General features: G+C 31.1%; 23 protein-coding genes. 11 read left to right on the top strand and 12 right to left on the bottom strand.

The annotated features are described in order from the left end of the window. Positions 1–422: 422 nt before the first annotated feature. On the bottom strand, positions 423–1091 hold the full coding sequence (locus tag OA93_RS18425) for a ZIP family metal transporter (protein ID WP_039115151.1): 669 nt from the start codon (positions 1089–1091) through the stop codon (positions 423–425). A gap of 92 nt (positions 1092–1183) precedes the next feature. After that, entirely contained in the window at positions 1184–1948 is a 765-nt protein-coding gene (locus OA93_RS18420) for a class I SAM-dependent methyltransferase (RefSeq protein ID WP_039115147.1), read from the bottom strand. A gap of 164 nt (positions 1949–2112) precedes the next feature. Between OA93_RS18420 and OA93_RS18415 the strand changes: the two genes are divergently transcribed. Together OA93_RS18415 and OA93_RS18410 are read left to right on the top strand one after the other, a co-directional pair. After that, positions 2113–3276 (top strand): THUMP domain-containing protein, encoded by a 1164-nt coding sequence (locus OA93_RS18415; RefSeq protein ID WP_039115146.1) that lies wholly within the window; start codon positions 2113–2115, stop codon positions 3274–3276. A 120-nt stretch (positions 3277–3396) separates the two neighbouring features. Next, positions 3397–3633, top strand: coding sequence for a hypothetical protein (locus OA93_RS18410; RefSeq protein ID WP_039115145.1), 237 nt, complete (start codon positions 3397–3399; stop codon positions 3631–3633). A 61-nt stretch (positions 3634–3694) separates the two neighbouring features. Here the strand turns inward: OA93_RS18410 and OA93_RS18405 are convergent, their stop codons facing one another. From OA93_RS18405 to rlmD, 3 genes are read right to left on the bottom strand one after another with little or no spacing between them, the layout of a single operon-like run. Continuing rightward, positions 3695–4513: a DUF6048 family protein gene (locus OA93_RS18405; RefSeq protein ID WP_039115144.1), complete on the bottom strand. Its 819-nt coding sequence runs from the start codon at positions 4511–4513 to the stop codon at positions 3695–3697. After that, complete coding sequence (locus OA93_RS18400) at positions 4485–5027, bottom strand: DUF6452 family protein (protein WP_039115142.1); 543 nt, start codon at positions 5025–5027, stop codon at positions 4485–4487. Before OA93_RS18400 ends, OA93_RS18405 begins: the two co-directional genes overlap by 29 nt. A gap of 45 nt (positions 5028–5072) precedes the next feature. After that, positions 5073–6485 carry a 23S rRNA (uracil(1939)-C(5))-methyltransferase RlmD gene (gene rlmD / locus OA93_RS18395; protein WP_039115140.1) on the bottom strand — a complete coding sequence of 471 codons (1413 nt, stop codon included), beginning with the start codon at positions 6483–6485 and terminating at the stop codon, positions 5073–5075. Positions 6486–6641: 156 nt separating this feature from the next. Here rlmD and OA93_RS18390 point away from each other — a divergent pair, with 156 nt between their 5' ends. Beyond that, positions 6642–7715, top strand: a complete 1074-nt coding sequence (locus OA93_RS18390; protein ID WP_039115139.1) for a HAMP domain-containing sensor histidine kinase — start codon at positions 6642–6644, stop codon at positions 7713–7715. A 174-nt stretch (positions 7716–7889) separates the two neighbouring features. Here OA93_RS18390 and cysM read toward each other — a convergent pair whose 3' ends face one another. Both cysM and epsC read right to left on the bottom strand, forming a co-directional pair. Beyond that, on the bottom strand, positions 7890–8777 hold the full coding sequence (gene cysM / locus OA93_RS18385) for a cysteine synthase CysM (protein ID WP_039115137.1): 888 nt from the start codon (positions 8775–8777) through the stop codon (positions 7890–7892). 2 nt (positions 8778–8779) lie between these two features. Further along, complete coding sequence (gene epsC / locus OA93_RS18380) at positions 8780–9571, bottom strand: serine O-acetyltransferase EpsC (RefSeq protein WP_039115136.1); 792 nt, start codon at positions 9569–9571, stop codon at positions 8780–8782. Positions 9572–9759: 188 nt separating this feature from the next. Between epsC and OA93_RS18375 the strand changes: the two genes are divergently transcribed. Beyond that, positions 9760–10461 (top strand): DUF1003 domain-containing protein, encoded by a 702-nt coding sequence (locus tag OA93_RS18375; protein ID WP_039115134.1) that lies wholly within the window; start codon positions 9760–9762, stop codon positions 10459–10461. 20 nt (positions 10462–10481) lie between these two features. Here OA93_RS18375 and OA93_RS24525 read toward each other — a convergent pair whose 3' ends face one another. Further along, a complete protein-coding gene (locus tag OA93_RS24525) occupies positions 10482–10745 on the bottom strand; it encodes a DUF2752 domain-containing protein (RefSeq protein WP_240474764.1) in 264 nt (87 codons plus the stop codon). Positions 10746–10868: 123 nt separating this feature from the next. On the opposite strand from OA93_RS24525, the gene OA93_RS18370 reads away from it, so the two are divergent. Both OA93_RS18370 and OA93_RS18365 read left to right on the top strand, forming a co-directional pair. Then, positions 10869–11054: a hypothetical protein gene (locus OA93_RS18370; RefSeq protein ID WP_039115131.1), complete on the top strand. Its 186-nt coding sequence runs from the start codon at positions 10869–10871 to the stop codon at positions 11052–11054. Beyond that, the gene (locus OA93_RS18365) at positions 11044–11595 is read left to right on the top strand and encodes a Smr/MutS family protein (protein ID WP_039115128.1); all 552 of its coding nucleotides are present in this window, start codon (positions 11044–11046) and stop codon (positions 11593–11595) included. The genes OA93_RS18370 and OA93_RS18365 overlap by 11 nt, the downstream gene beginning before the upstream one ends. Positions 11596–11774: 179 nt before the next feature. Here OA93_RS18365 and OA93_RS18360 read toward each other — a convergent pair whose 3' ends face one another. Then, complete coding sequence (locus OA93_RS18360) at positions 11775–12767, bottom strand: hypothetical protein (RefSeq protein WP_039115126.1); 993 nt, start codon at positions 12765–12767, stop codon at positions 11775–11777. Between the two features lie 86 nt (positions 12768–12853). On the opposite strand from OA93_RS18360, the gene OA93_RS18355 reads away from it, so the two are divergent. After that, positions 12854–13984 carry a cysteine desulfurase family protein gene (locus tag OA93_RS18355; protein WP_039115125.1) on the top strand — a complete coding sequence of 377 codons (1131 nt, stop codon included), beginning with the start codon at positions 12854–12856 and terminating at the stop codon, positions 13982–13984. Positions 13985–14011: 27 nt separating this feature from the next. Here the strand turns inward: OA93_RS18355 and OA93_RS18350 are convergent, their stop codons facing one another. After that, entirely contained in the window at positions 14012–14584 is a 573-nt protein-coding gene (locus OA93_RS18350; RefSeq protein WP_039115124.1) for an L-threonylcarbamoyladenylate synthase, read from the bottom strand. Positions 14585–14640: 56 nt separating this feature from the next. Further along, entirely contained in the window at positions 14641–15717 is a 1077-nt protein-coding gene (locus tag OA93_RS18345) for a DegT/DnrJ/EryC1/StrS family aminotransferase (RefSeq protein WP_039115123.1), read from the bottom strand. A 604-nt stretch (positions 15718–16321) separates the two neighbouring features. Here OA93_RS18345 and OA93_RS18340 point away from each other — a divergent pair. Continuing rightward, positions 16322–17281, top strand: a complete 960-nt coding sequence (locus tag OA93_RS18340; RefSeq protein ID WP_052259515.1) for a glycosyltransferase — start codon at positions 16322–16324, stop codon at positions 17279–17281. Here the strand turns inward: OA93_RS18340 and OA93_RS24220 are convergent, their stop codons facing one another. After that, on the bottom strand, positions 17282–18298 hold the full coding sequence (locus OA93_RS24220; protein WP_052259514.1) for a glycosyltransferase family 2 protein: 1017 nt from the start codon (positions 18296–18298) through the stop codon (positions 17282–17284). It abuts the gene before it with no gap. 115 nt (positions 18299–18413) lie between these two features. On the opposite strand from OA93_RS24220, the gene OA93_RS18330 reads away from it, so the two are divergent. The 3 genes from OA93_RS18330 (at position 18414) to OA93_RS18320 (ending at position 21159) form a co-directional block, all read left to right on the top strand. After that, positions 18414–19277 carry a hypothetical protein gene (locus tag OA93_RS18330; RefSeq protein ID WP_039115122.1) on the top strand — a complete coding sequence of 288 codons (864 nt, stop codon included), beginning with the start codon at positions 18414–18416 and terminating at the stop codon, positions 19275–19277. Positions 19278–19422: 145 nt separating this feature from the next. Next, positions 19423–20187 carry a hypothetical protein gene (locus tag OA93_RS18325; protein ID WP_039115121.1) on the top strand — a complete coding sequence of 255 codons (765 nt, stop codon included), beginning with the start codon at positions 19423–19425 and terminating at the stop codon, positions 20185–20187. Between the two features lie 222 nt (positions 20188–20409). Then, a complete protein-coding gene (locus OA93_RS18320) occupies positions 20410–21159 on the top strand; it encodes a glycosyltransferase family 2 protein (protein ID WP_039115119.1) in 750 nt (249 codons plus the stop codon). The last annotated feature ends 8 nt before the right edge of the window (positions 21160–21167 follow it).

Here is a 21167-nt window from a genome sequence, read left to right as displayed (position 1 = left end):
GCTTTTTTATGCAAAGGATGAGTTTTGTTTTTCACCTGTTCATATTCTTTTATTAAAAAACGATACTTTTCTAAATAGTTTCGCTCTAAAGTGGAATCTTGACTATTATTTCTCATCGTAACAAAATTTATTAAAGTTAAATTTTGTTACCGAAATATCTAACATTTACAGAAATGACAAGATTGTGTTTAAGCTTTGCGTTTTACATCTTTACAAGATTAATGTTGCTTTCTAATAAGCTTAACTTAATAACATTGGACTTCGGAACTGTTAGATGTTTTTTGAAAACGATAAGTTATTGTTTTTGCGTGAGGGATAGGAGCTAACTACCGAAGTAGTGCGGATAGCCCGACCGTATTTACAGAAGGCGCATATAAGCGGTTTGCTAAATAGCGCCTTTTGTAAATGTGGTCACGCCCAAACTATATAAAATATGCCAAAGCGATTCCGAATATAATCATCGAAATTTTGGCAATATTAAATTTGTGTCCTTCGCTACTTTCAAAGATTATAGTTGATGAGATATGGAATAATATACCGATTACAACGGCTGTGATTTCGGTGTAATAATCGTTTAAAAATGGTAAATATTCCGATGCAATAGTTCCTAGAGGTGTCATGATTGCAAAGGTTATCATAAATGCGAAAATGGCTTTTTTGTTAAGCTCGGCATTGACGAAAAAAGTGGTCAAAATAATTGCAATAGGCAAGTGATGTATGGCAATTCCTATGACGATATCGTGGTGGTGACTCACAGGAAATCCTTCTAGGAAAGCATGAATACATAAACTTATAAAGAGCAACCACGGAATTTGATGCATTTTGGCATGACCATGTACGTGCCCGTGTTCAGCTCCTTTAGAGAAAAACTCAAGTATGATTTGGAATAAAATTCCGAGCATTATAAATAACCCAATATTGTGGTTGTGGGATTCGTAAACTTCTGGCAGCAGATGCATTACTGTAAGTGATAGCAGGAATGATCCGCTAAAAGCCAATAAAAGTTTAAGATTGGTTTTGTCTTTTGGTTTAAGTACCAATGCAACAATATATCCTAGTAATACAGAAAGTAGGGGTAATAGATAATTCATCTTTTTGTTTAATCGGTTTTTTGTTTAATCGTTTTGTCGATTTTGTTACTTTGCTTAATCGATTAAACAAATTAACAGTTAAACGATTGAACCTATTTAAAAATCATGATTAATCGTTCGCTATCAGTTTTATGGAATTTCTTTAGTTTATAATCACCAAATGTATCCAAAAGGAAAATACCTGCTTGTTCCATTAAGTCTTCGAAATCTTTTAATGTTAGTGCTTTTACTTTTTCGGTAAAATGAAATTTACGTCCTTGGTCTTCAAAATCTATTTCTTTAAAGATATGTCCGTCCTCTACGTATCGTTTGATATGGAAATCAATATCGTCGACAGTTTTTACTTCTTCGGGAACTAGTGTTTCGATTACTTGTGTTACGTTCATAAAATCGATTACAGCAAAACCGTACTCGCTTAAACTTGCTTTTATTGCTTTTAGCGTAGTAAGATTATCGTCGTCACTTTCGAAATAACCAAAACTGGTAAACAAATTAAAAATAGCATCAAATTTTTCTTCGAATGGTTCGCGCATATCGTGCACTTTAAAATGCAAAGTTTCATTGCTATTCTTGCTAGCTTCGGCAATACTGTTTTCGGATAAATCGGCTCCTAGAACATTAAATCCTAGTTGATTTAAATAAATAGAATGGCGTCCTTTTCCGCAAGCTAAATCAAGTACATTGGCTTTTTCTGGAAGATTAAGATAATGTGTAAGATTATCCATGAAAATTTGCGCTTCTCTATAATTTCTGTCTTTATATAGTATATGATAATAGGGTGTGTCGAACCAAGAAGTGAACCAGTTTTCGGACGGTTGGTTTGTATTTGGGGTAGATGGGTTATGTGCTTCAGACATTTATTCTTTTTCAATTAATTCAAGTCCCGCAAATTTAGTGTATTTTTGCTGAAAAATAACTATTTTGCAAGTGATAGACTAACAATGTCGCTGTGTAAATTCGAAAATTTTTTATTACAGATTGATTTTAGTTTAAATAAATCTGTTTTAATTTAAATATAAAAATGGAAGATAATTTTAAAATGGTGGCCAAAACCTTTTTTGGCTTTGAAGAAATTTTAGCAAAAGAACTACAATTGCTAGGAGCACAAGATGTTGAACAAGGTGTGAGAATGGTAAGTTTTAAGGGGGACAAAGGGTTTATGTACAAAGCCAACTTATCGTTGCGTACAGCATTGAAGGTGCTAAAACCAATTTACTTTTTTAGAGCAAATAATGAACAAGCTTTATATAAAGGTATTTCGGGGGTAAACTGGTCTAAGCTTATAAACGCTAATCAGACTTTTGTGATTGATGCAACTGTGCATTCAGAACATTTTAATCACTCTGAATTTGTTTCTCAAAAGTGTAAAGATGCTATTGTAGATCAATTTAGAGAACGTACCGGGCAAAGACCAAGTATTGATAAAGCACATCCGGATTTAAGGATTAATGTGCATATCGATAAAGATCAGGTTTCGGTTGCTTTGGATACTTCTGGTAATTCATTACACCAACGTGGGTATAGAACGGCTACAAATATTGCTCCTATAAATGAAGTATTGGCAGCAGGAATTTTATTGCTGTCTGGTTGGGAAGGTCAAGGTCATTTTCTAGACCCGATGTGTGGTTCGGGAACTTTTCTTGCTGAAGCGGCTATGATTGCATGTAATATTCCAGCGAATATTAACAGAAAAGAGTTTGCTTTTGAAAAATGGAACGATTGGGATAATGATTTATTTGATCAGATTGTAAGCAGTTTGATGAAAAAAACTAAAGAGTTTCATTATACTATAAAAGGTTTTGATAAAGCACCAAGTGCTGTTAGCAAAGCTAAAGACAATATTAAGAATGCTAACTTGGAGGATTATGTCACTATCGAAGAGAATAACTTTTTTGATACTGAAAAAACGACTCAAGGAACTTTACACATGGTATTTAATCCGCCTTATGATGAGCGTTTGGATATTCATATGGAAGAATTCTATAAAAACATTGGCGATACATTAAAGAAAAATTACCCAGCAACTAATGCTTGGTTTATTACTGCTAATCTTGAAGCCTTGAAATACGTTGGGCTTAAACCATCTCGTAAAATCAAACTTTTTAACGCAAGTTTAGAAGCTAGATTAGTAAAATACGAAATGTACGAAGGAAGTAAGAGAACTAAGTTTCAGGTTAACGAATAGAAGTTGCAGAGAAGCAAAGGTTCAAAGGGACAGAGGTTTTGTTTTAGTTAAAAAAATGAACTGTTAAATTGCTTTGTACCTTTGAACCTTTGTGTCTTTGAACCTTAAAAAAATAAACAAATGACAAAATTACAAGTAAGAGCTTTTTTATATCAGTTGGGCTGTTTTGCTATATTATTTATATTAGCTCGATTTTTGGTAGCTGAATACTCAGGATTAACAGGATTTTGGGTTCCTATGACAGCATTTGTTATTGGAACTCTTTTGTCTCCAAAATTTCAAGCCGCTAAAACTAAAGATGGTGAAAAACTTTTTATGAAATGGATTTTCATGAAAGGAATTAAAGAAATAGGGTAGTGCCTATTTATATTTTACAATTTGGTTATTGTTATATGAATAACCAAATTGTAAGATTATATTATTTTTTGGTTTCTATTTCTGGGATTACTACCTTTTTCTTATAAATAGGAATAAAGTAAGAAACAGTATAGTTGAAACCAATTCCGAAATTACCGTTATATGTTCGGTTGAATCCAGGAATATAAAGATTATCGAAGTTGTCTGGTTTTTTGTTTGTAACCAATGTTTTTAATTGCACGCTGAAGCCTACAAATATATTATTGATTACTTTTACTTTTACTCCTGCATTTACTTCTAGCCAACTAGCAGATAAACCACTATACTTTGTGCCTGAAACCTCAGGAGGAAGTTCTCCCCAATATCTATCTGAATTGTATATTTTATATGTATTTAATTCTTGGCTAAATGTGCTGAAACCATAACGCAAACCGACTGATATTATGTTTTCCATATCAAGCCAGTTTTCATACAAATTGTAATCAAATCCTGCTTTTATGTAGGTGCCATTTGTTGTTGAATTAAGCCTGTCATCATCGGTAGTTTTATCTTCTATACCTATTTCGGCAGCCAGATAATATTTTTTGGATAATCGATAATCTCCTACGAATTCTACACCTTTATAGTCTGAATCATATAAGCTGCGAGTTAATTTATATAAATCGACACCAACACGTACTCCATAACGATCAGTTTTTGCAGGAATGCTGTCTTTTTTAGCTTCCTGTGTAGCTGCTTTTTTAGGAGTAGTCTTTACTACAGGTTTTGTTTCAGTTTTGTTTGTTAGCGTAGTTTTGGTTGTAGGTGTTTCTTGGGCTTGAACCAAAAACAAAGACAACATAAGGCAAAAACTAAAAATATACTTTGATGTGTGTCTCATTTTCTAATTCAATATTAAACTTTTCTACATTAACAACCTGCATCCAAAATCCTTCTGCAATATCAGAATCAGTGCGAACAAATGGTATATTTCGATCTAATTCAAAAGTGGTTTTATAACCACATGCTCTTGAAACAAAAATATTTTGATGAGTATAATTAAATTTCAATCTATCTTCGTTTATCAAAGCCGTATTTGGATCATTGTAATTTAAAATAAAACGATACGTTGTGCTTTCGGCATTTGTTTTAAGCGGTATAGAAATAGTATTTCCATTAGTGATGTATTTGTCTGCCTCGATAAGAGCCTTTTCATTAAAGACAATACCTTCAGTCATCCCTTCGCCAATCACTTTTAGGTTTCTTACGGTTTTAGGAACTGTAGTATTATCACGGTCAAAAAAAGAAATTACCAATCGAGGTGTCGTAGGTGTATTAGCATCACAAATATCATCTTTCTCACATCCTGAAAAAGTGAAGGCAATTATGATTATTATAAAAAGTATTTTTTTCATTTATTGTTTGTGATTTATGCTTCACGCGTTTTTGTTAACTAGAACTTAGCGAAGTTCCAAAAGTACAACATTTTCTACGTGATGTGTCTGCGGGAACATATCTACTGGTCTTACGCGAGTTACTTTGTATTTTTCGTCCATTAATGCCAAATCACGTGCTTGTGTAGCCGAGTTACAGCTTACATAAACTACCTTTTCTGGAGCAATTTTCATAATTTGTTCAATTACATCTTTATGCATTCCGTCACGAGGTGGATCAGTAATAATAACATCTGGTTTACCATGTGTGGCAATAAAACTTTCGTTAAATACAACTTTCATGTCTCCAACAAAAAACTCACAATTGGTAATATTATTGCGTTCTGCATTTGCTTTAGCATCTAGAATTGCTTCTGGAACACTTTCTACACCAATTACTTTTTTAGCTTTTTTAGATACGAACTGTGCTATTGTTCCAGTCCCTGTGTAAAGGTCATAAACTGTTTCGTGACCAGAAAGACCTGCAAAATCACGAGTGATTTTGTATAACTCATATGCTTGATCAGAATTGGTTTGGTAAAAAGATTTTGCATTGATGCTAAATTTTAAACCTTCCATTTCTTCCAGAATGTAATTTCTACCTTTATATAGTTTTACATCCTGATCGTAAATTGTATCGTTAGCTTTTCCGTTTACAACATATTGTAGCGATGTTATTTCTGGAAATTTATCATAAAGATGATCTAAAAGTAATTCTCGGTTAGCCTTATCTTCTTCAAAAAACTGAATCAATACCATGATCTCTCCAGTTGAAGCAGTACGAATCATAAATGTTCTTAATAAACCAGAATGTTCTCTTGGATTAAAAAAAGCTAAGTTATGTTCATTAGCAAAAGCTCTGATTTCGTTTCTAATTGCATTTGATGGATCTTCTTGCAGATGACATTTATTAATGTCTAGAATTTTATCCCACATTTTAGGAATATGAAAACCTAATGCATTACGATTCCCTAAATCTTCGGTACTATCAATTTCTTTTTCGGTTAACCAACGGCTATTCGAAAATGAAAATTCCATTTTGTTTCTGTAAAAAAACTGTTTTTCTGAACCTAAAATATTTTCAAATTCTGGAAGTTCAATTTTTCCTATACGTTGTAAGTGATTTTTAACCTCATTTTGCTTGTAGTACAACTGTTGGCTGTACTTCATGTTTTGCCATTTACATCCTCCACAAACACCAAAATGCTCGCAAATTGGTTCTATGCGATGTTCTGATAATTCATGAAATTTCACGGCTTTTCCTTCATAATACGCTTTGCGTTTCTTAAAGGTTTGTACATCTACCACATCTCCCGGAACTACGTTCGGGATAAATATTACTTTTCCGTCGGGAGCTTTTGCTACCGATACGCCTTTTGCTCCAGCATCAAGGACTTGTATTTGATGAAAGACAACTTTGTCTGTATTTTTTCTTCCCATAGCGCAAAAATAAGGGTTTGTAAACTTTTATAAATTTAATTTCGGAAAAATTTTATCAATTTCTTTTATTTAACATTTATTTTGTGTTTAAAAGTTAACTTTGTTTTAATCTAGAACCCCAAATTCTATGGCTTATCAGGAACTTACACTATTTTTATGAAGTTGTATCACATCTTGTCGAAGATTAGTTTTTTGAAGAAAAGCTATGCGTTTAAATTTCTTTTTGTTGCTTTTATAGGCATTCATATTCCGTTAATCGGAATTTTGTTTTTTGTCCTTTATGGTAACAATACAATTTCGGCCAATTCTATTTTGATTTTTTCTTTAATCATGACCTTATTTGCAACTTTGGTTACATTGGTGGTAATAACTCAATTAATAAAACCAATTGTTGTTGCATCTAAAGCATTGGATAATTACAGAACAGCCCGAAAGTTATCAGTTTTGCCATCTCTATATGAGGATGAGGCAGGATTACTAATGCGTAATATTCAGGAATCTATTGATGAAGCGGAGAGTTTTATAAATGAAAAGCAAGATTTGATTTATATGATTTCTCATGATTTAAGAAATTTTGCAGGAAACCCTCAGGGACTAGCAAAGCTTATTATAGAAGAGAACCCGTCAGAATCGGTTAAAAATATGGCTGAATTAATTTGTGAATCGACAGATTTGCAGTTTCGATATATCGAAAATTTCATTAAATTATTAAAACAACAAGATGAAATTGCTAAATCGAGTTCGGTAATCAAAACAATTCAAATAGCGCCAATTCTTCCAGCTGTAAGAGAACAAGTATCACAGCTTTTGGCACAAAAAAATATTAAGTTGGTTTCGGATATTACAGTTGATGAAGCTGTACTTAAAATAGATGAAGGGTTGCTAATTCAGGTTCTTGTGAACTTGATTAGTAATGCCATAAAGTTTTCTTATTCTGGAAGCGAAATCTTATTGCGTATTTTTGAGGATAATGAGGAGTTGGTTTTTACTGTTTCGGATAATGGGACTGGTTTTGACCAGAGTCGAATCGAAGAGTTGTTTAAAAAATTTACGAAAATGAGTAAATTAGGAACTGCCAATGAAACTTCTACAGGAATTGGATTGTATTTATGTAAAAAGATAATCGATAAGAATGGAGGTAAACTAAGTGCAATGAGCCTTGGGAGAAATAAAGGAGCGACTTTTACAATTGTCTTTTCTTATAATGATTCTGAGAAACTTAGTTTTTAAGGTTCAAAGGTTCTGAGTAACAAAGGTTCAAAGTTTTTTTGTGTCAAGTCCAGAGTCTTTGCAATTTTGTATCTTTTTTTAAGGTTCTAAGAAAACAAAGTTGCAAAGATTTTTTTGTAGCAAGCTTTTAAAACCTTAGTACCTCAGAACCTTTGCAACTTTGAACCTTTTCTGTCAATCAAATAAATCTGAAGATAGATAACGATCACCACGATCACAGATTACAGCAACAATTACCCCAGATTCTAGTTGGTTAGCAATTTTTAGAGCTACAGCTACAGAGCCTCCGCTACTCATTCCTGCAAAGACACCTTCTTCTAGCGCTAATCTTTTTGTCATATCGCGTGCTTCTTGTTCGCTTACATCTACAATAGTATCTACTTTTTTAGCATCAAATATTTTTGGTAAATATTCTATTGGCCATTTTCTTATTCCTGGAATTTGAGAACCATCGCTTGGTTGTGCTCCAATAATTTGAATATTGGCATTCTTCTCTTTAAGATAAGTTGATGTGCCAATAATAGTTCCAGTGGTTCCCATTGCCGAAACAAAATGAGTTACTTTTCCATCGGTATCATTCCAGATTTCTGGACCAGTGGTTTTGTAATGTGCTTTCCAGTTATCATCGTTTGCAAACTGATTTAGCATAATATAACCACCTTCGGCAACTTTTCTTTCGGCATAATCTCTTGAGCCGATTATTCCTTCGCTAGCAGGCGTTAAAATAACTGTAGCGCCATAAGCACGCATAGTTTGTACGCGTTCTTTGGTAGAATCCTCAGGAAGTATCAATTCGATATCAATACCCATTAATTGTGCGATCATTGCAAGTGCAATTCCGGTATTACCACTTGTAGGTTCAATAAGTTTATCGCCTTTTTTAATATCGCCTCTCTCCATAGCTGAAAAGATCATATTATATGCTGCTCTATCTTTTACACTGCCGCCAGGATTATTTCCTTCAAGCTTTAATAAAAGTTTGACGTTTTTATTTTTGACTAAATTCACTGTTTCCATCAAGGGAGTATTTCCTATCAGGTTTACTAATGTATGAGTGTTCATAATTATCTTTTTTCTTTTACTTTAACTTCGGTTGTGGTGGTATTGGTTACGATAGATTTTTCTGGGATAGATTTAGTAATCCACGCATTTCCGCCAATAATACTGTCTTTGCCAATAGTGGTTTCTCCTCCTAATATTGTAGCATTAGCATAAATGCAAACATTTTCTTCGACAGTAGGGTGTCTTTTTGCATTTTTCATTTCTTTGGCTATGCTTAATGCTCCTAAAGTTACACCTTGGTATATTTTCACATGTTTTTTTATAATCGTCGTTTCACCTATTACAATTCCTGTTGCGTGATCGATAAAAAACGGAGAAGCAATTGTTGCACCTGCATGAATATCAGTTCCGGTAATTCGATGAGCATATTCACTCATTAATCTTGAAAACAGTAATAAGTCCAGTTTATATAATTCGTGACTTAATCTATATATTGCAATAGCATAAAAACCGGGATAAGCCAAGTATACTTCTTCGATGCTATTTGATGCAGGATCATTCTCTAAAATATATGTTGCGTCTTGAATTAATTTTTCCAAAACAGTAGGTAGTTTTTCTAGAAACTGTTCCCAAATCGATTCACAGGAATTTTCTGATTTTTTGCAAGCTATTATCGCAATTTCTTTAAAGCATTTTTCAAGTTCATTGATGCTTTTGTCTAAAGGAGCATTAGAGTCGAATAAAGTATAAAATAGCTTCTCTGTAAAATCTTCCGTCTTAGTTTTGATTCCGTAGTTTATAGTAGTGTGGCTCTTTAAAGCATTTATATTTTGGATAATCATATTTTTTGTCACAATTGTAAAATTGAATTGTTAGTTTGAAATGTTAAAAGTAATGTGTTTTTTGTAAATAGAGGTAGTAATTGGTTAAAGAAATTTATCCATTAACATTCTGTTTGCAATAATTAAAAAATTTTAAGCAGCGCTAAAGTTGTTAGTATAAAGCGAATTAAAAGAGTAAATTAGCTTATAAAATTATTAAAATGAAAACAAACGGAATGTTTAAAAGTACACTTTCACATATTTCTTATCCTGAGAGTGAAAAAGTATCAGGAAAATCCATTCAGAGCCCAATTTTCGCATTAATTGTTGCTGCTTATCCGTTATTTACCCGAGAAGGATATATTTCGATACATGAATTAAATGTATTTCGAGAAAAATATATTTCGAATTATTTATCTGAAGAGATTGGAGTACTTTCTAATCTTGAAAAGAATGTAATTGGATCTTTAACGGATGAAAAACTTTTAGTAAGTGCTGTTGAAGATGATATGGGGCCAAGAAGTTTTGGTCAAAAAATAGCAGACAAAGTTGCTGATTTTGGAGGAAGTTGGACTTTCATTATTCTGTTTGTAGTTTTTATAATGTTATGGATTTCCATTAATATTTATATTTTGACAAATAAAGGTTTTGATCCCTATCCGTTTATTTTACTTAATTTGATTTTGTCATGTGTTGCCGCTTTGCAAGCTCCAGTAATTATGATGAGCCAAAATCGTCAGGAGGAAAAAGATCGTGACAGGGCTAAAAAGGATTATATGATTAACCTAAAATCAGAATTAGAAATAAGAATGATGCATGAAAAATTAGACCATTTAATTTTGCATCAACAACAAGAATTAATCGAAATTCAGAAAGTACAAATTGAAATGATTAATGATATTTTGAATCAGATAAAAAAATAATTATTCTGATTTGTGAAGAATTAATTATAGTGTTTGTACGCATAACCTAATATCATTATCACGCTATTTGTGATGCCAAAAATCCAAAGAGGTTTTTTGTAATTTCGACTTTTATCAAAAAAATATAAAGTAATAATTATTAAGAATAATAGGCTTGTATAAAGCGCTGGATACATCTCAAAAGCTGCTTTAAAATTACTTTTAAAAAGTAGGAATAAAGCGCGCTGGAAACCGCATCCTAAACACTCTATCCCAAAGAGTGTTTTGCTTAAGCATGGCAACATATATTTTTCTAGATTCAAGAGATTTGGTTTTTACAATTTTACAAAAAATATTCGAATGCGTTTCAAGAATAATTAGATCGTATTTTAAAGTTGATTACTTTTGGATTCTGATAACGTATTAAAATGAAAAAACTAAGAATCCCAATAATGATAATTGCAATTTTAATTGCATTATATGAACAGTCATCTGCGGATAAAAATATTTATATTACAATTATTGCGATTGTAATTTTTATGATAGGGATGATGCAGTTAAGTGCAAAAACGCCAAGTAAAAATCAAGATAAAGAAGAGGAAGATGTTGAATAAAGGAGACAAGGTTTCGGTTCTGGACGAAGCTATAAATGGAGTAGTGTTATCGACTAAAAATAACGAGGTGACTATAGAAACTGAGGATGGATTTATGATGACATTTTTTGTCAACGAGTTAATTAAGATTCATGATTCCAGTAACTTAATGAATTCTATTAAAAGAATTGATATAAGTGAGGTTTCAAAAGAGAAAGAAGAGCCAAAAGCAAGGAGTTTTGTGAAAGAACGCAAGGATAAACGCGAAATTCCTGCCCCAGAATTTGATTTGCATATCGAAAAATTAGTGCCAAATAAACGCGGAATGTCTAACTATGATATTTTGACTTTGCAGACAGAAACGGCAAAGCGACACATTGAATTTGCAATTAGAAATCGTATTCCTAAAATTGTTTTTATTCATGGTGTTGGCGAAGGGATTTTAAAAGCCGAACTTGATTTTTTGTTAGGACGTTATGACGGAATCAATTTTCAGGACGCCAATTATCAAAAATATGGCTTAGGAGCAACTGAAGTTTATTTTGTACAAAATGCTAAATAAAGTATATTTTAAGGCATAAAATAAATTAGTATTAAGCATAAAAAAACGTCTGTTTTTAAAGAGAATTTCAGTTTGAAACTCAATTTAAAAACAGACGTTTTTGTAAGAAAATATTTTTGCTAAGTATGGGTAACAACATTCGAAAAAGGGATTTTTTGAATGTTGTTTTTTTTTTTGTTTTATTTACTGGTTGTTATTTCGCCTAAGACAAAAGCATCACCTAGTTTGAACACATTGGTTCCTTTCTGTAAAGAAACTTTTTTAAGTGTTATTGTATGTAAAAAACCTGTGCTTCCTATACCTGTAGTCTTAACTTCTATAATACCACTTTGTTCAGCAATACCATTTATACCTGCCCAAATTTGAGTTACTGAAGGACTAGTTGGAGGGATGGCTTTACAGAAATAATCTTTTGTTAAAACACCTCCTTTATAAGTACGATATATTACTTTGTTTGTTGTGTCATTGATTAATCCAGTTCTAGGAGCATCAGGAGGAGTAACTTCGTTTACTATTAAACTAGGATCAATATTATCGATAGTAATTGATTCACTAGATCCAGCATTATAGTTGTATACTTGTTTTAACTCAGTGCATTGTCCTGCGTTTGACGCAAGAAAAGGTTGTGCTAAAGTAGCAGGTGTAACAGTAGTATTATAATCTCCGAATGAAAATGTTTGATAAGTTTGAGGCCCACTAGGTTTATCAAATGTAATATTATTGAAAACGATGTTATAGTTGTATCCTGTTATACGAGTACTATTATTGGTTTCATTGGTTACTATAATAGGAGATGTGAGAACTCTAATTAACCCTGAAGTTGCTATCCATTCTTCAATTACATTAGGAGTTGCGGGCGGGATAACAGCGCAAATATTATTTTCCTCAATTTTACCATTATAGGCGCGATAAATAACACGATGATCGGTAAGGTTGATGTCGTAAAATTTTGGTACTATATTTGGCTCTCCTCCAAAAATGGTTTTAGGTACGTAGAGTAATAATGATTCCTTCTCTTTTAGTTTAAAAAGTAGAGAGCTTAGAACTGTATCATCAGTAGGACAATTTAATGTTTTAGTATCTTCAAAATTAATGAGATCAACCGATAAATCTCCATCGTCACAACCGTTTAATAGAAAGGCAAATAATAGTATGCTTGCAATTTTTTTCATTATGTTTTTATTTGGGTCAAAAATAGTGAAAAAATTGATAATTGATATTTAAGAATAGACAATTGATATTTCATAACTTTGCCACAATGAAAAAAGTATACCTCGATAACGCCTCTACAACTGCCATACGTCCAGAAGTCATTCAGGAAATGACAAAAGTAATGACAGAAGATTATGGAAATGCATCATCGCCACACAGTTCTGGACGTAATGCTAAGACAATTTTAGAACTTTCAAGAAAAAGTATAGCTAAACAATTTAATTGTTCGGCACAAGAGATTATTTTTACCTCGGGTGGTACCGAAGCTAATAATTGGATACTTCGTTCGGCTGTAAAGGATCTAAAAGTTGAACGTATTATTACTACCAAAATCGAGCATCATGCCGTTTTGCATACTGTTTTGGTATTAGAATCAGAATATAATATTCAGGTTGATTATGTAAATATTAATTCTGATGGTTCTATAGATTTAACTCATTTATCAAATTTACTTTCAGATGAGAAAAAAACATTGGTGAGTTTAATGCACGTTAATAACGAAACTGGGACTGTTTTAGACTTAGAAAGAGTAAGTGTTATATGTAAGCAATATGATGTGCTATTTCATTCGGATACGGTGCAATCTGTAGGTAAGGCAAAAATTGATTTACAAAGCAATTTGTTAGATTTTATTGTTGCAAGTGCTCATAAATTTCATGGGCCAAAAGGAATTGGTTTTGCTTTTGTTCGAAAAAATTCGGGATTACAACCATTACTTTTTGGTGGAGAGCAAGAAAAAGGCTTGCGAGCAGGAACAGAGGCTGTACATCAGATTGCAGGTATGGCTAAAGCTTTGACACTTTCTTATGAAAACTTAGATAATGAAAAAGAATATATTTTAGATTTAAAAACCTATTTAATTACTCAATTAGAGAAAGAGTTGCCAGGTTTTAGAATTAACGGAACAAAAGATGATTTCTATACAATCTTGAATGTAATATTGCCTTTTTCGGTAGACAAAACATCGATGTTGTTGTTTAATCTAGATATGAAAGGAATTGCAGTTTCTAGAGGAAGTGCTTGCCAATCGGGGAGTATTAGACCATCCCATGTTTTAAAAGAAATGCTTTCGGAAGCTGATTTAAAACTTCCGAATTTGCGAATTTCTTTAAGTCATTATAATACCAAGGAAGATATCGATTGGTTAATAGAAAGTTTGAAACTAATTGATAATTAAAATTGATAATTGTCAATTAGTTCTAAATTACTTACGGATTACTTTTACTTGAGAATCACTTGTAAGTTTTATAATTGTAGATGGTTTTCCTGCGACTTTGTCGTGATATAGGTTTACTACATAATCAACTCCCTTAATGATTTCAGGATTAATGTCTTTGAAAGCTATTGGTGTAGGTTGTCCAGAAATATTAGCCGAAGTTGATACTAGAGGCTTTTTCATTCGCTCTAAAAGCTTAAAACAAAAAGGCTCTTTTACTATTCTAATTCCTAGAGAATTATCTGGAGCAATAATATTGGGAGCTACATTTCGGGGTTTGTCTAAGATAATCGTTGTTGGTTTTTCAGACAAATCCATAATTTGCCAAGCTACTTCAGGAATATCTTTAAATACATTATACATCATTTTTTCGCCATTCATTAGGCAAATCATGCTTTGAGTTTCGGCTCTTTGTTTCAGTTTGTATATTTTGGCAACAGCTTCAGGATTTGTTGCATCACAACCAATTCCCCAAACAGTATCAGTTGGGTAAAGTATAATTCCGCCATTTTTAATGACTTCGTATGCGTTGAGAATTTCGGTGTTTATGTCTTGACTCATAAAGTTTGGATATTAAATGAGAGATAAATTTTCATGATAGCAGCGTATAACTGATACTATGATATTTCTTTGTTTATAATTTGAACAATTTTTTCTAAATCTTCAGGAGTAAGTCCTACGTAAAGTGGTAAACAAACTATTCTTGATGCAATAGATTCAGATATTGGCATTGCATCGCCTTTTGTGTAATCAATGGTGTTTAGCGATGGGTAAAAATAACGTCTAGGAACTATATTTTCTTTTTGTAATTCTTCCTGAACTCTCAATAATGTTGTTTCAGAATCAAAAAGTAAAGGATAATAACTATGGTTCCATTCTGTGTTTTCTCTAATTTTTATGCTTTTGAAGTTGCTAAAATTTAGATTTTCATTGTAAAAATCAGTTACTTTTTTTCTTTCGGTAATAATGTGTTCCATATATGGGAAAATCGCTAATCCCATAGCTGATTGTAATTCAGAAATTTTAGCATTAATCCCAAGGCCATGAAAAGCAAGAGGTCCATTGTGGCCAAAATTGTGACTGTAAAATAATTGATGATGTATTTCTTTATCATTACAGAACATTGCTCCACCTTCTCCTGTGTGAAATAATTTTGTTGCATGAAAACTACAAGTGCTTACATCTCCAAAATTAAAGAGAGATTGATTGTTGTATTTAACGCCAAAACAATGTGCAGCATCATAAATAACCTTAAGGTTATGTTTTTTTGCAATAGATTCTATAGCAGTTACGTGACATGGATTTCCGAAGACATGAGTGGCTAATATTGCCGTAGTTCTTGGAGTTATTGCGGCTTCGATTTTAGTTTCATCTATAGTTAGATACTCAGGATGAATGTCTACAAAAACAGGTTTGCAATTTTCCCACACAATTGCAGCCGAAGTGGCAACATATGAAAAAGGAGTTGTTATTATTTCGCCTCCTTTGCCAAATAATTTTAATGCAATTTGTATCGGGATTGTACCGTTATTAGTAATTGTTAGGTTAGAAACACTAAGATAATCTTTAAGTTTTTGTTCTAATTCTAATGTCAGTTCACCACGGTTTGTGAGCCAAGCTTTATCCCACGCACGTTTTACATAAGAATTGTATTCTTCTTGTGGAGGTAAAAAAGTTTTGGTTACAGGAATCATTTAATTATGGATTTAGTGAGTTTAATTAACCGTTAAGGGTAAACTATTGTTATATTTGCGGGGTAAAAATAGGAAAAGAAACCTAATTTATTAGTATAAGTCAATATTATAAAAGAAGAAGAAATATTCTTAATGTCAGACTTGTTTGAAGAACAATATTTTAAGAGTAGTTTTTTTTTGTTTTTTATATGATATTACCAGCTTTGTAATTTAGAGTAATACGAAAAAATGATATGTTGAGATTCATAAAATAGACTATAATTGCATTTAATTATTAAATGTGAATTTTTGGATATTATTTTAAAATCAATATCCTAATGCGAAAAATGTTATTTGAACATTTCTTTAATTTAGGGAGATTAATTAGTTGATTGATTTTTAAAAGAGGTATTGTGTGTTCTGACTATATTTAAAAGTGTCAAGAATATGTTTTGTAGATTTTAGGATAAAATAAACTCTATAAATGATATCATTTAGCGATTGTTTTTACGAAAGTATTGGTTTCTTCATAAAAAAAAAATAATTTTAAGCTTGATAGAAATAAATAAATGATTTTTTTAATAGATATATTGATTAGGTCAATTACATTTTAGATAATAATTTTATGAAAAATCAACATGGTATTATTTCAAATTGGATAATGCAAGGGAATGAGCCATTAGTAAGTATTATATGTACGACTTTTAATCAAGAAAATTTTATCAGGGAGACCTTGGAAGGGTTTTTAATTCAAGAAACTAAATTCTCTTTTGAGATAATTGTGCATGATGACGCTTCTACAGATGATACGCTAAATATTGTAAAAGAATTTGTAGATAAATATCCTTTAATTATTAAACCAATTTATCAGAAAGAAAATCAATATTCTAAAAAGGAAATTAATATTTGGAGTGATTTTACTTTTCCAATGGCGCAAGGAAAATATATTGCTTTGTGTGAAGGAGATGATTATTGGATAGATGTATTGAAATTACAGAAACAAGTTGATTTTTTAGAAAGCAATGATGATTATGTAATAACATGGACTGATTTTTTCACTAAAAAAGGAACGGAATTAGTTCCAAATGATTTTAAGGATACTTTGCCTTCAGTTTATACTATTGATTTTGATAATCTTTTTGTTCCTTATTGTACCTATACTTTAACTTGTCTTTTTAGAAAATCAGCGGTTGATCCACTTGATTATAAAAAGTTTACTTACGGAAAGGATAATACACTTTATTCTTTGGCATTATGTCACGGAAAAGGTGCTTATATGAATTTTAAAAGTGCCGTTTATAGATGGCATCCAGGAGGAATATATTCTTTAAAATCTGCTTTCTTTCAGCGATATTCATCATATCTCAATCTAAAAGAAATATACGAATGTATTCCAGAAGCCAGAACAAAGAATGTGGCAAAAATTATGAATTCATTATTGAAATATTCAGCACAGGAAGCTTTGAAATTAGTTAAAGATAAAAATCAAGATAAAACAGAACCTAAAAAAGCAATCAAAGCATTTTTAGCGAATGCTGGTTTTTTAACTAAAATAAAATTTCTTTGGCGTTATATTAAAGCCTAATTATTTCTTCAGGTTAATTATAGATTTAAATAAAAGAACAATTTTGTCCAGCCCATTTATTTTCTGGAAAAGTTTATTCTCATTTTTTCTTAAATGATTATAATAGGAAATATTATAGTTGCTAGCATTACGAATTGTACGTATTAATGTCCTGTTTATGTGTTCTTCAAGTTGAGGATAATCAAAGTTTTTTAGTTTTTCATTTTGTGAAAGTAAAAATTTAGAAGCATTTATAACTTCAATTACTTCGTCAGTAACGAGTCCTCTTTTTACAGAAAGTGCATTTATGTAAAAATCTATTTTGGGATCAGCAGGATTTATGCCAAATTCTGTCATTTGGTTTGCTTTTACCCTTTTTATAGATTTATTTACATTGTCAATTTTTGTCTTGCTAATGTTATTATTATGCTGTCTATAATTTAATAAAGATTCTTGGATATTGTGAAACTTAGTTTTAGGTAACAACCTGCTCCATAAATCATAATCTTCAACAGGGACATAATCATTATTAAATTCTAAATTATTTAAAGCTTCTTTTTTCAGCATAACTGTTGGGTTTCCGATACCGCAGCTATGTAAAAATGAAATTTTTATGTGGTCATGATCTTCACCATGTCTGATAACTTTATTTTGCTTTGATCCAAAAAAGGTAAACCACGTTCCGCATACTCCAATCTCGGGATTGTTTTTTAGAACTTCTACTTGTTTCTCAAAGCGATTTGGTAAAGCAATATCATCAGCATCCATAAGGGCAATAAAATCTCCTTTTGCAATCTGCATTCCTTCATTTCTAAGGTTTGCAGGGCCAACGTTTATTTTTTTGTCAATTATAATAATTCTTGAATCTTTCTGCTGGCATTGTTTAATTACTTCTAAACTATTATCGGTAGATTTATCATTCAGGATTAGTAATTCAAAGTCAGTATATGTTTGGTTCAGAATGCTTTCTATGCTTTCTTTTAAAAAAGGCTCTGCATTATATACGGGCATTATAACAGAGATTTTTGGAGTGTGCATGATATTTGTTATTAACAGAAAAACGCAAATATATAATATTACTTTTTCAATTGAGGTTAGCTCTAAAAATAATTTTAATTAATATTAGTACATTTGTACCTTTAAATATAGATAAATGAAAAAAATTCAAGTTGGCTTTTTGGTTTCTTATGATTATAGTTATCTTAAAACTGCTCTTCCTCAAGTATATAAAGAATCAGATTCAATTTTTTTAGCAATTGATAAAGAAAGAAAAACTTGGAAAGGGGAGTCTTTTATTATAGAAGACGAATTTTTTCAATGGATTAAAGCAGTAGACGTAGATTCGAAAATTCAGATTATAGAAGAGAATTTTTATTGCCCAGAATTAAACAGTATGGAATGTGAAGTTCGTGAACGTAAAATATTATCTGAAAAAATGGGTATTGGTAATTGGTTAATCCAATTAGATTGTGATGAGTATTTTTTAAAATTTAAAGAATTTGTTGCTTTTTTAAGAACTAAAGATCATTTTCTTGACAACCCTGAGAAAAATCAAGTTCAAATATCTCCTTATCTGATAAATCTTTATAAGAGAGTTGATAGTGGTATGTTGTATGTTGAAAAAACATCAAAAGTTATTGTAGCTACAAACTATCCGAGTTATAAGATTGGAAGAAGAACACGTAAGAGGGTAATTTATTATAAAGGATTGGTTCTTCACGAATGTGTATCGCGCTCAAAGGAAGAATTAGAGATGAAGTTCAGCAATTGGGGGCATGACTTTGAGATTAATAAAAAGGCGCTTATAGAAAAATGGGAAAGTGTAAATGAGAATAATTACAAAACTATATTCGATTTTTATTATTTAGAGCCAGAAAGATGGAAAAGACTAGAATTTGTTAAAGGAACTACGTTTGAAGAAATAAAAGAGAATCTGGATCTTGAAAAGATAATGCCTACCTCTTTTTTTATATGGAAAAAGAACTTTGGACAATGGTTTAAAGATTTCTTTGTATAATCGTACTATGTGTAAAATTTAAAAAGTAGCAGCAAGTTTTTATTCAAGACTTGCTGTTTCTTTATACTTTATTTATGAAAACAGGATATTAATTTGAAGTGTTAACTTCTATGCGTATTTTTGTTTTTTTATAAAAATCTACTAAATGAATTTCAAAATAAATCCAGTTTTTGCTAACGAAACGACATCAATACTTGATAAAATTAAAGCATTTAATAGCTCAGGTACCCTTTTAGGGAATGGTCAGCGTAATGTTATTAAATTATTTGATTTAAATGATAAGGTAGTCAATATAAAGTCATTTAAAATCCCCAATTTAATAAATAAAATTGCTTACAAATACTTTCGAAAATCGAAAGCAAGGCGTTCTTTTGAGTATGCTACAATTTTATTAGAAAAAGGTATTGGAACTCCATTGCCGATTGCTTATTTAGAGAATTATAATTGGTTAGGACTTAGGGATAGTTATTATGCAAGTGAGCATTTAATAACCGAGCTTACTTTTAGAGAACTTGTAGAGATTCCGGATTATCCAGATCATGAAAATATACTAAGGCGATTTACCAGATTTAGTTTTGGTCTACATGAAAAAGGAATTGAGTTTTTGGATCACTCTCCAGGCAATACATTAATCAAAAAAAATGCAGATGGTAATTATAGTTTTTTCTTAGTAGATTTAAATAGAATGGAATTTCATGATTCTATGAGTTTTGAGATGCGAATGAAAAATTTATGTAGATTGACACCTGTTAAGGAAATGGTTGCTGTAATGAGTAATGAATACGCTAAACTATATGGCAAATCTGAGCAAAAGATATTCGATACTTTATGGAAGTATACTTCAGACTTTCAAGAGCATTTTTATAGAAAAAAACGTTTAAAAAAGAAACTTAAATTCTGGAAGAAATAATTAATACAATTTATTTTGCTTATACTTCATAAAATTAATATGGAAAACATTATCGATATTACTTTTTTTTTTTCTTAATCAAAATCGATTTTTACTAGACAAATAAGCTTTTTCTAAAAATAATTTACAAACTATTTTTAGAGAGACATAATTGTAACAAAAGATTAAGGATTGAGTAATCAAAAAAGTTATATTTTTGTGTTTCATATATTAAATTTTAAAATGAAAATTAGTGGATTGATTATTACTTTCAATGAAGAAAAAAATATAGGAAGATGTATTGATGCTTTATTTAGAATTTGCGATGAAGTAATTGTTGTAGATTCTTTTAGTAAAGATAAAACAGCTTCTATTGCAAAAGAAAAAGGAGCAATTGTTATTGAACAATCTTTTTTAGGAGATGGACCACAGCGTACATATGGTTTACCATATTGTAAGAATGATTGGGTTCTTAATCTTGATGCAGATGAATTTTTGGATAAAGACGCTGAAGACTTTATTTTAAAAGAAAAATATTTAGAAGGCAGTTATGATGCTTTTAGTTTTAGAGTAAAAAACTTTTTAGGAGATAAACTTATAGATTTCTCAGGTTGGTATCCAGATTATAAAGTTCGTTTTTTTAATAAAAAATCAGCCCATCCTTCTAACTCGATTGTGCATCAAAGCATAGTAACTCAAAGCGAGAAAAAAGTACCAGTGCATATTCTGCACTATGGTTGGGAATCATTAGAGCAAATTATTTCAAAGAAAAACCAATATTCTACTTGGCATGCACAACAACTTTTTGACCAAGGAGTAAGAATTTGTTTTTTCAAACCTGTCCTTAACGGAACTGTCGCTTTTGTTCGCTGTTATTTTTTTAAGAAAGGTATTTTTAACGGAATAGACGGATTATCAATTGCAATGATTCAGAGTTTTTTTTCTTATATGAAATATGCTAAACTTTTAAAGCTTCAAAAACGAAAAATATAAAATTCATC

The sequence above is a fragment of the Flavobacterium sp. KMS genome (genome assembly GCF_000813005.1).
In the GTDB taxonomy this organism is placed as follows: Bacteria; Bacteroidota; Bacteroidia; order Flavobacteriales; family Flavobacteriaceae; genus Flavobacterium.
This window is presented reverse-complemented; position numbering and strand designations above follow the sequence as displayed.

What these genes read in the sequence shown, in the direction of transcription:
- cysM (WP_039115137.1), bottom strand. Translation starts at nt 8,777, where the DNA reads ATGAACACTCATACATTAGTAAACCTGATAGGAAATACTCCCTTGATG.
- OA93_RS24220 (WP_052259514.1), bottom strand. Translation starts at nt 18,298, where the DNA reads ATGCACACTCCAAAAATCTCTGTTATAATGCCCGTATATAATGCAGAG.
- OA93_RS18425 (WP_039115151.1), bottom strand. Translation starts at nt 1,091, where the DNA reads ATGAATTATCTATTACCCCTACTTTCTGTATTACTAGGATATATTGTT.
- OA93_RS18320 (WP_039115119.1), top strand. Translation starts at nt 20,410, where the DNA reads ATGAAAATTAGTGGATTGATTATTACTTTCAATGAAGAAAAAAATATA.
- OA93_RS18370 (WP_039115131.1), top strand. Translation starts at nt 10,869, where the DNA reads ATGAAAAAACTAAGAATCCCAATAATGATAATTGCAATTTTAATTGCA.
- rlmD (WP_039115140.1), bottom strand. Translation starts at nt 6,485, where the DNA reads ATGGGAAGAAAAAATACAGACAAAGTTGTCTTTCATCAAATACAAGTC.
- OA93_RS18405 (WP_039115144.1), bottom strand. Translation starts at nt 4,513, where the DNA reads ATGAGACACACATCAAAGTATATTTTTAGTTTTTGCCTTATGTTGTCT.
- OA93_RS18345 (WP_039115123.1), bottom strand. Translation starts at nt 15,717, where the DNA reads ATGATTCCTGTAACCAAAACTTTTTTACCTCCACAAGAAGAATACAAT.
- OA93_RS18325 (WP_039115121.1), top strand. Translation starts at nt 19,423, where the DNA reads ATGAATTTCAAAATAAATCCAGTTTTTGCTAACGAAACGACATCAATA.
- OA93_RS18420 (WP_039115147.1), bottom strand. Translation starts at nt 1,948, where the DNA reads ATGTCTGAAGCACATAACCCATCTACCCCAAATACAAACCAACCGTCC.
- OA93_RS18355 (WP_039115125.1), top strand. Translation starts at nt 12,854, where the DNA reads ATGAAAAAAGTATACCTCGATAACGCCTCTACAACTGCCATACGTCCA.
- OA93_RS18410 (WP_039115145.1), top strand. Translation starts at nt 3,397, where the DNA reads ATGACAAAATTACAAGTAAGAGCTTTTTTATATCAGTTGGGCTGTTTT.
- OA93_RS18340 (WP_052259515.1), top strand. Translation starts at nt 16,322, where the DNA reads ATGAAAAATCAACATGGTATTATTTCAAATTGGATAATGCAAGGGAAT.
- OA93_RS18360 (WP_039115126.1), bottom strand. Translation starts at nt 12,767, where the DNA reads ATGAAAAAAATTGCAAGCATACTATTATTTGCCTTTCTATTAAACGGT.
- OA93_RS18330 (WP_039115122.1), top strand. Translation starts at nt 18,414, where the DNA reads ATGAAAAAAATTCAAGTTGGCTTTTTGGTTTCTTATGATTATAGTTAT.
- OA93_RS18390 (WP_039115139.1), top strand. Translation starts at nt 6,642, where the DNA reads ATGAAGTTGTATCACATCTTGTCGAAGATTAGTTTTTTGAAGAAAAGC.
- OA93_RS24525 (WP_240474764.1), bottom strand. Translation starts at nt 10,745, where the DNA reads ATGTTGCCATGCTTAAGCAAAACACTCTTTGGGATAGAGTGTTTAGGA.
- OA93_RS18350 (WP_039115124.1), bottom strand. Translation starts at nt 14,584, where the DNA reads ATGAGTCAAGACATAAACACCGAAATTCTCAACGCATACGAAGTCATT.
- OA93_RS18365 (WP_039115128.1), top strand. Translation starts at nt 11,044, where the DNA reads ATGTTGAATAAAGGAGACAAGGTTTCGGTTCTGGACGAAGCTATAAAT.
- OA93_RS18415 (WP_039115146.1), top strand. Translation starts at nt 2,113, where the DNA reads ATGGAAGATAATTTTAAAATGGTGGCCAAAACCTTTTTTGGCTTTGAA.
- OA93_RS18375 (WP_039115134.1), top strand. Translation starts at nt 9,760, where the DNA reads ATGAAAACAAACGGAATGTTTAAAAGTACACTTTCACATATTTCTTAT.
- OA93_RS18400 (WP_039115142.1), bottom strand. Translation starts at nt 5,027, where the DNA reads ATGAAAAAAATACTTTTTATAATAATCATAATTGCCTTCACTTTTTCA.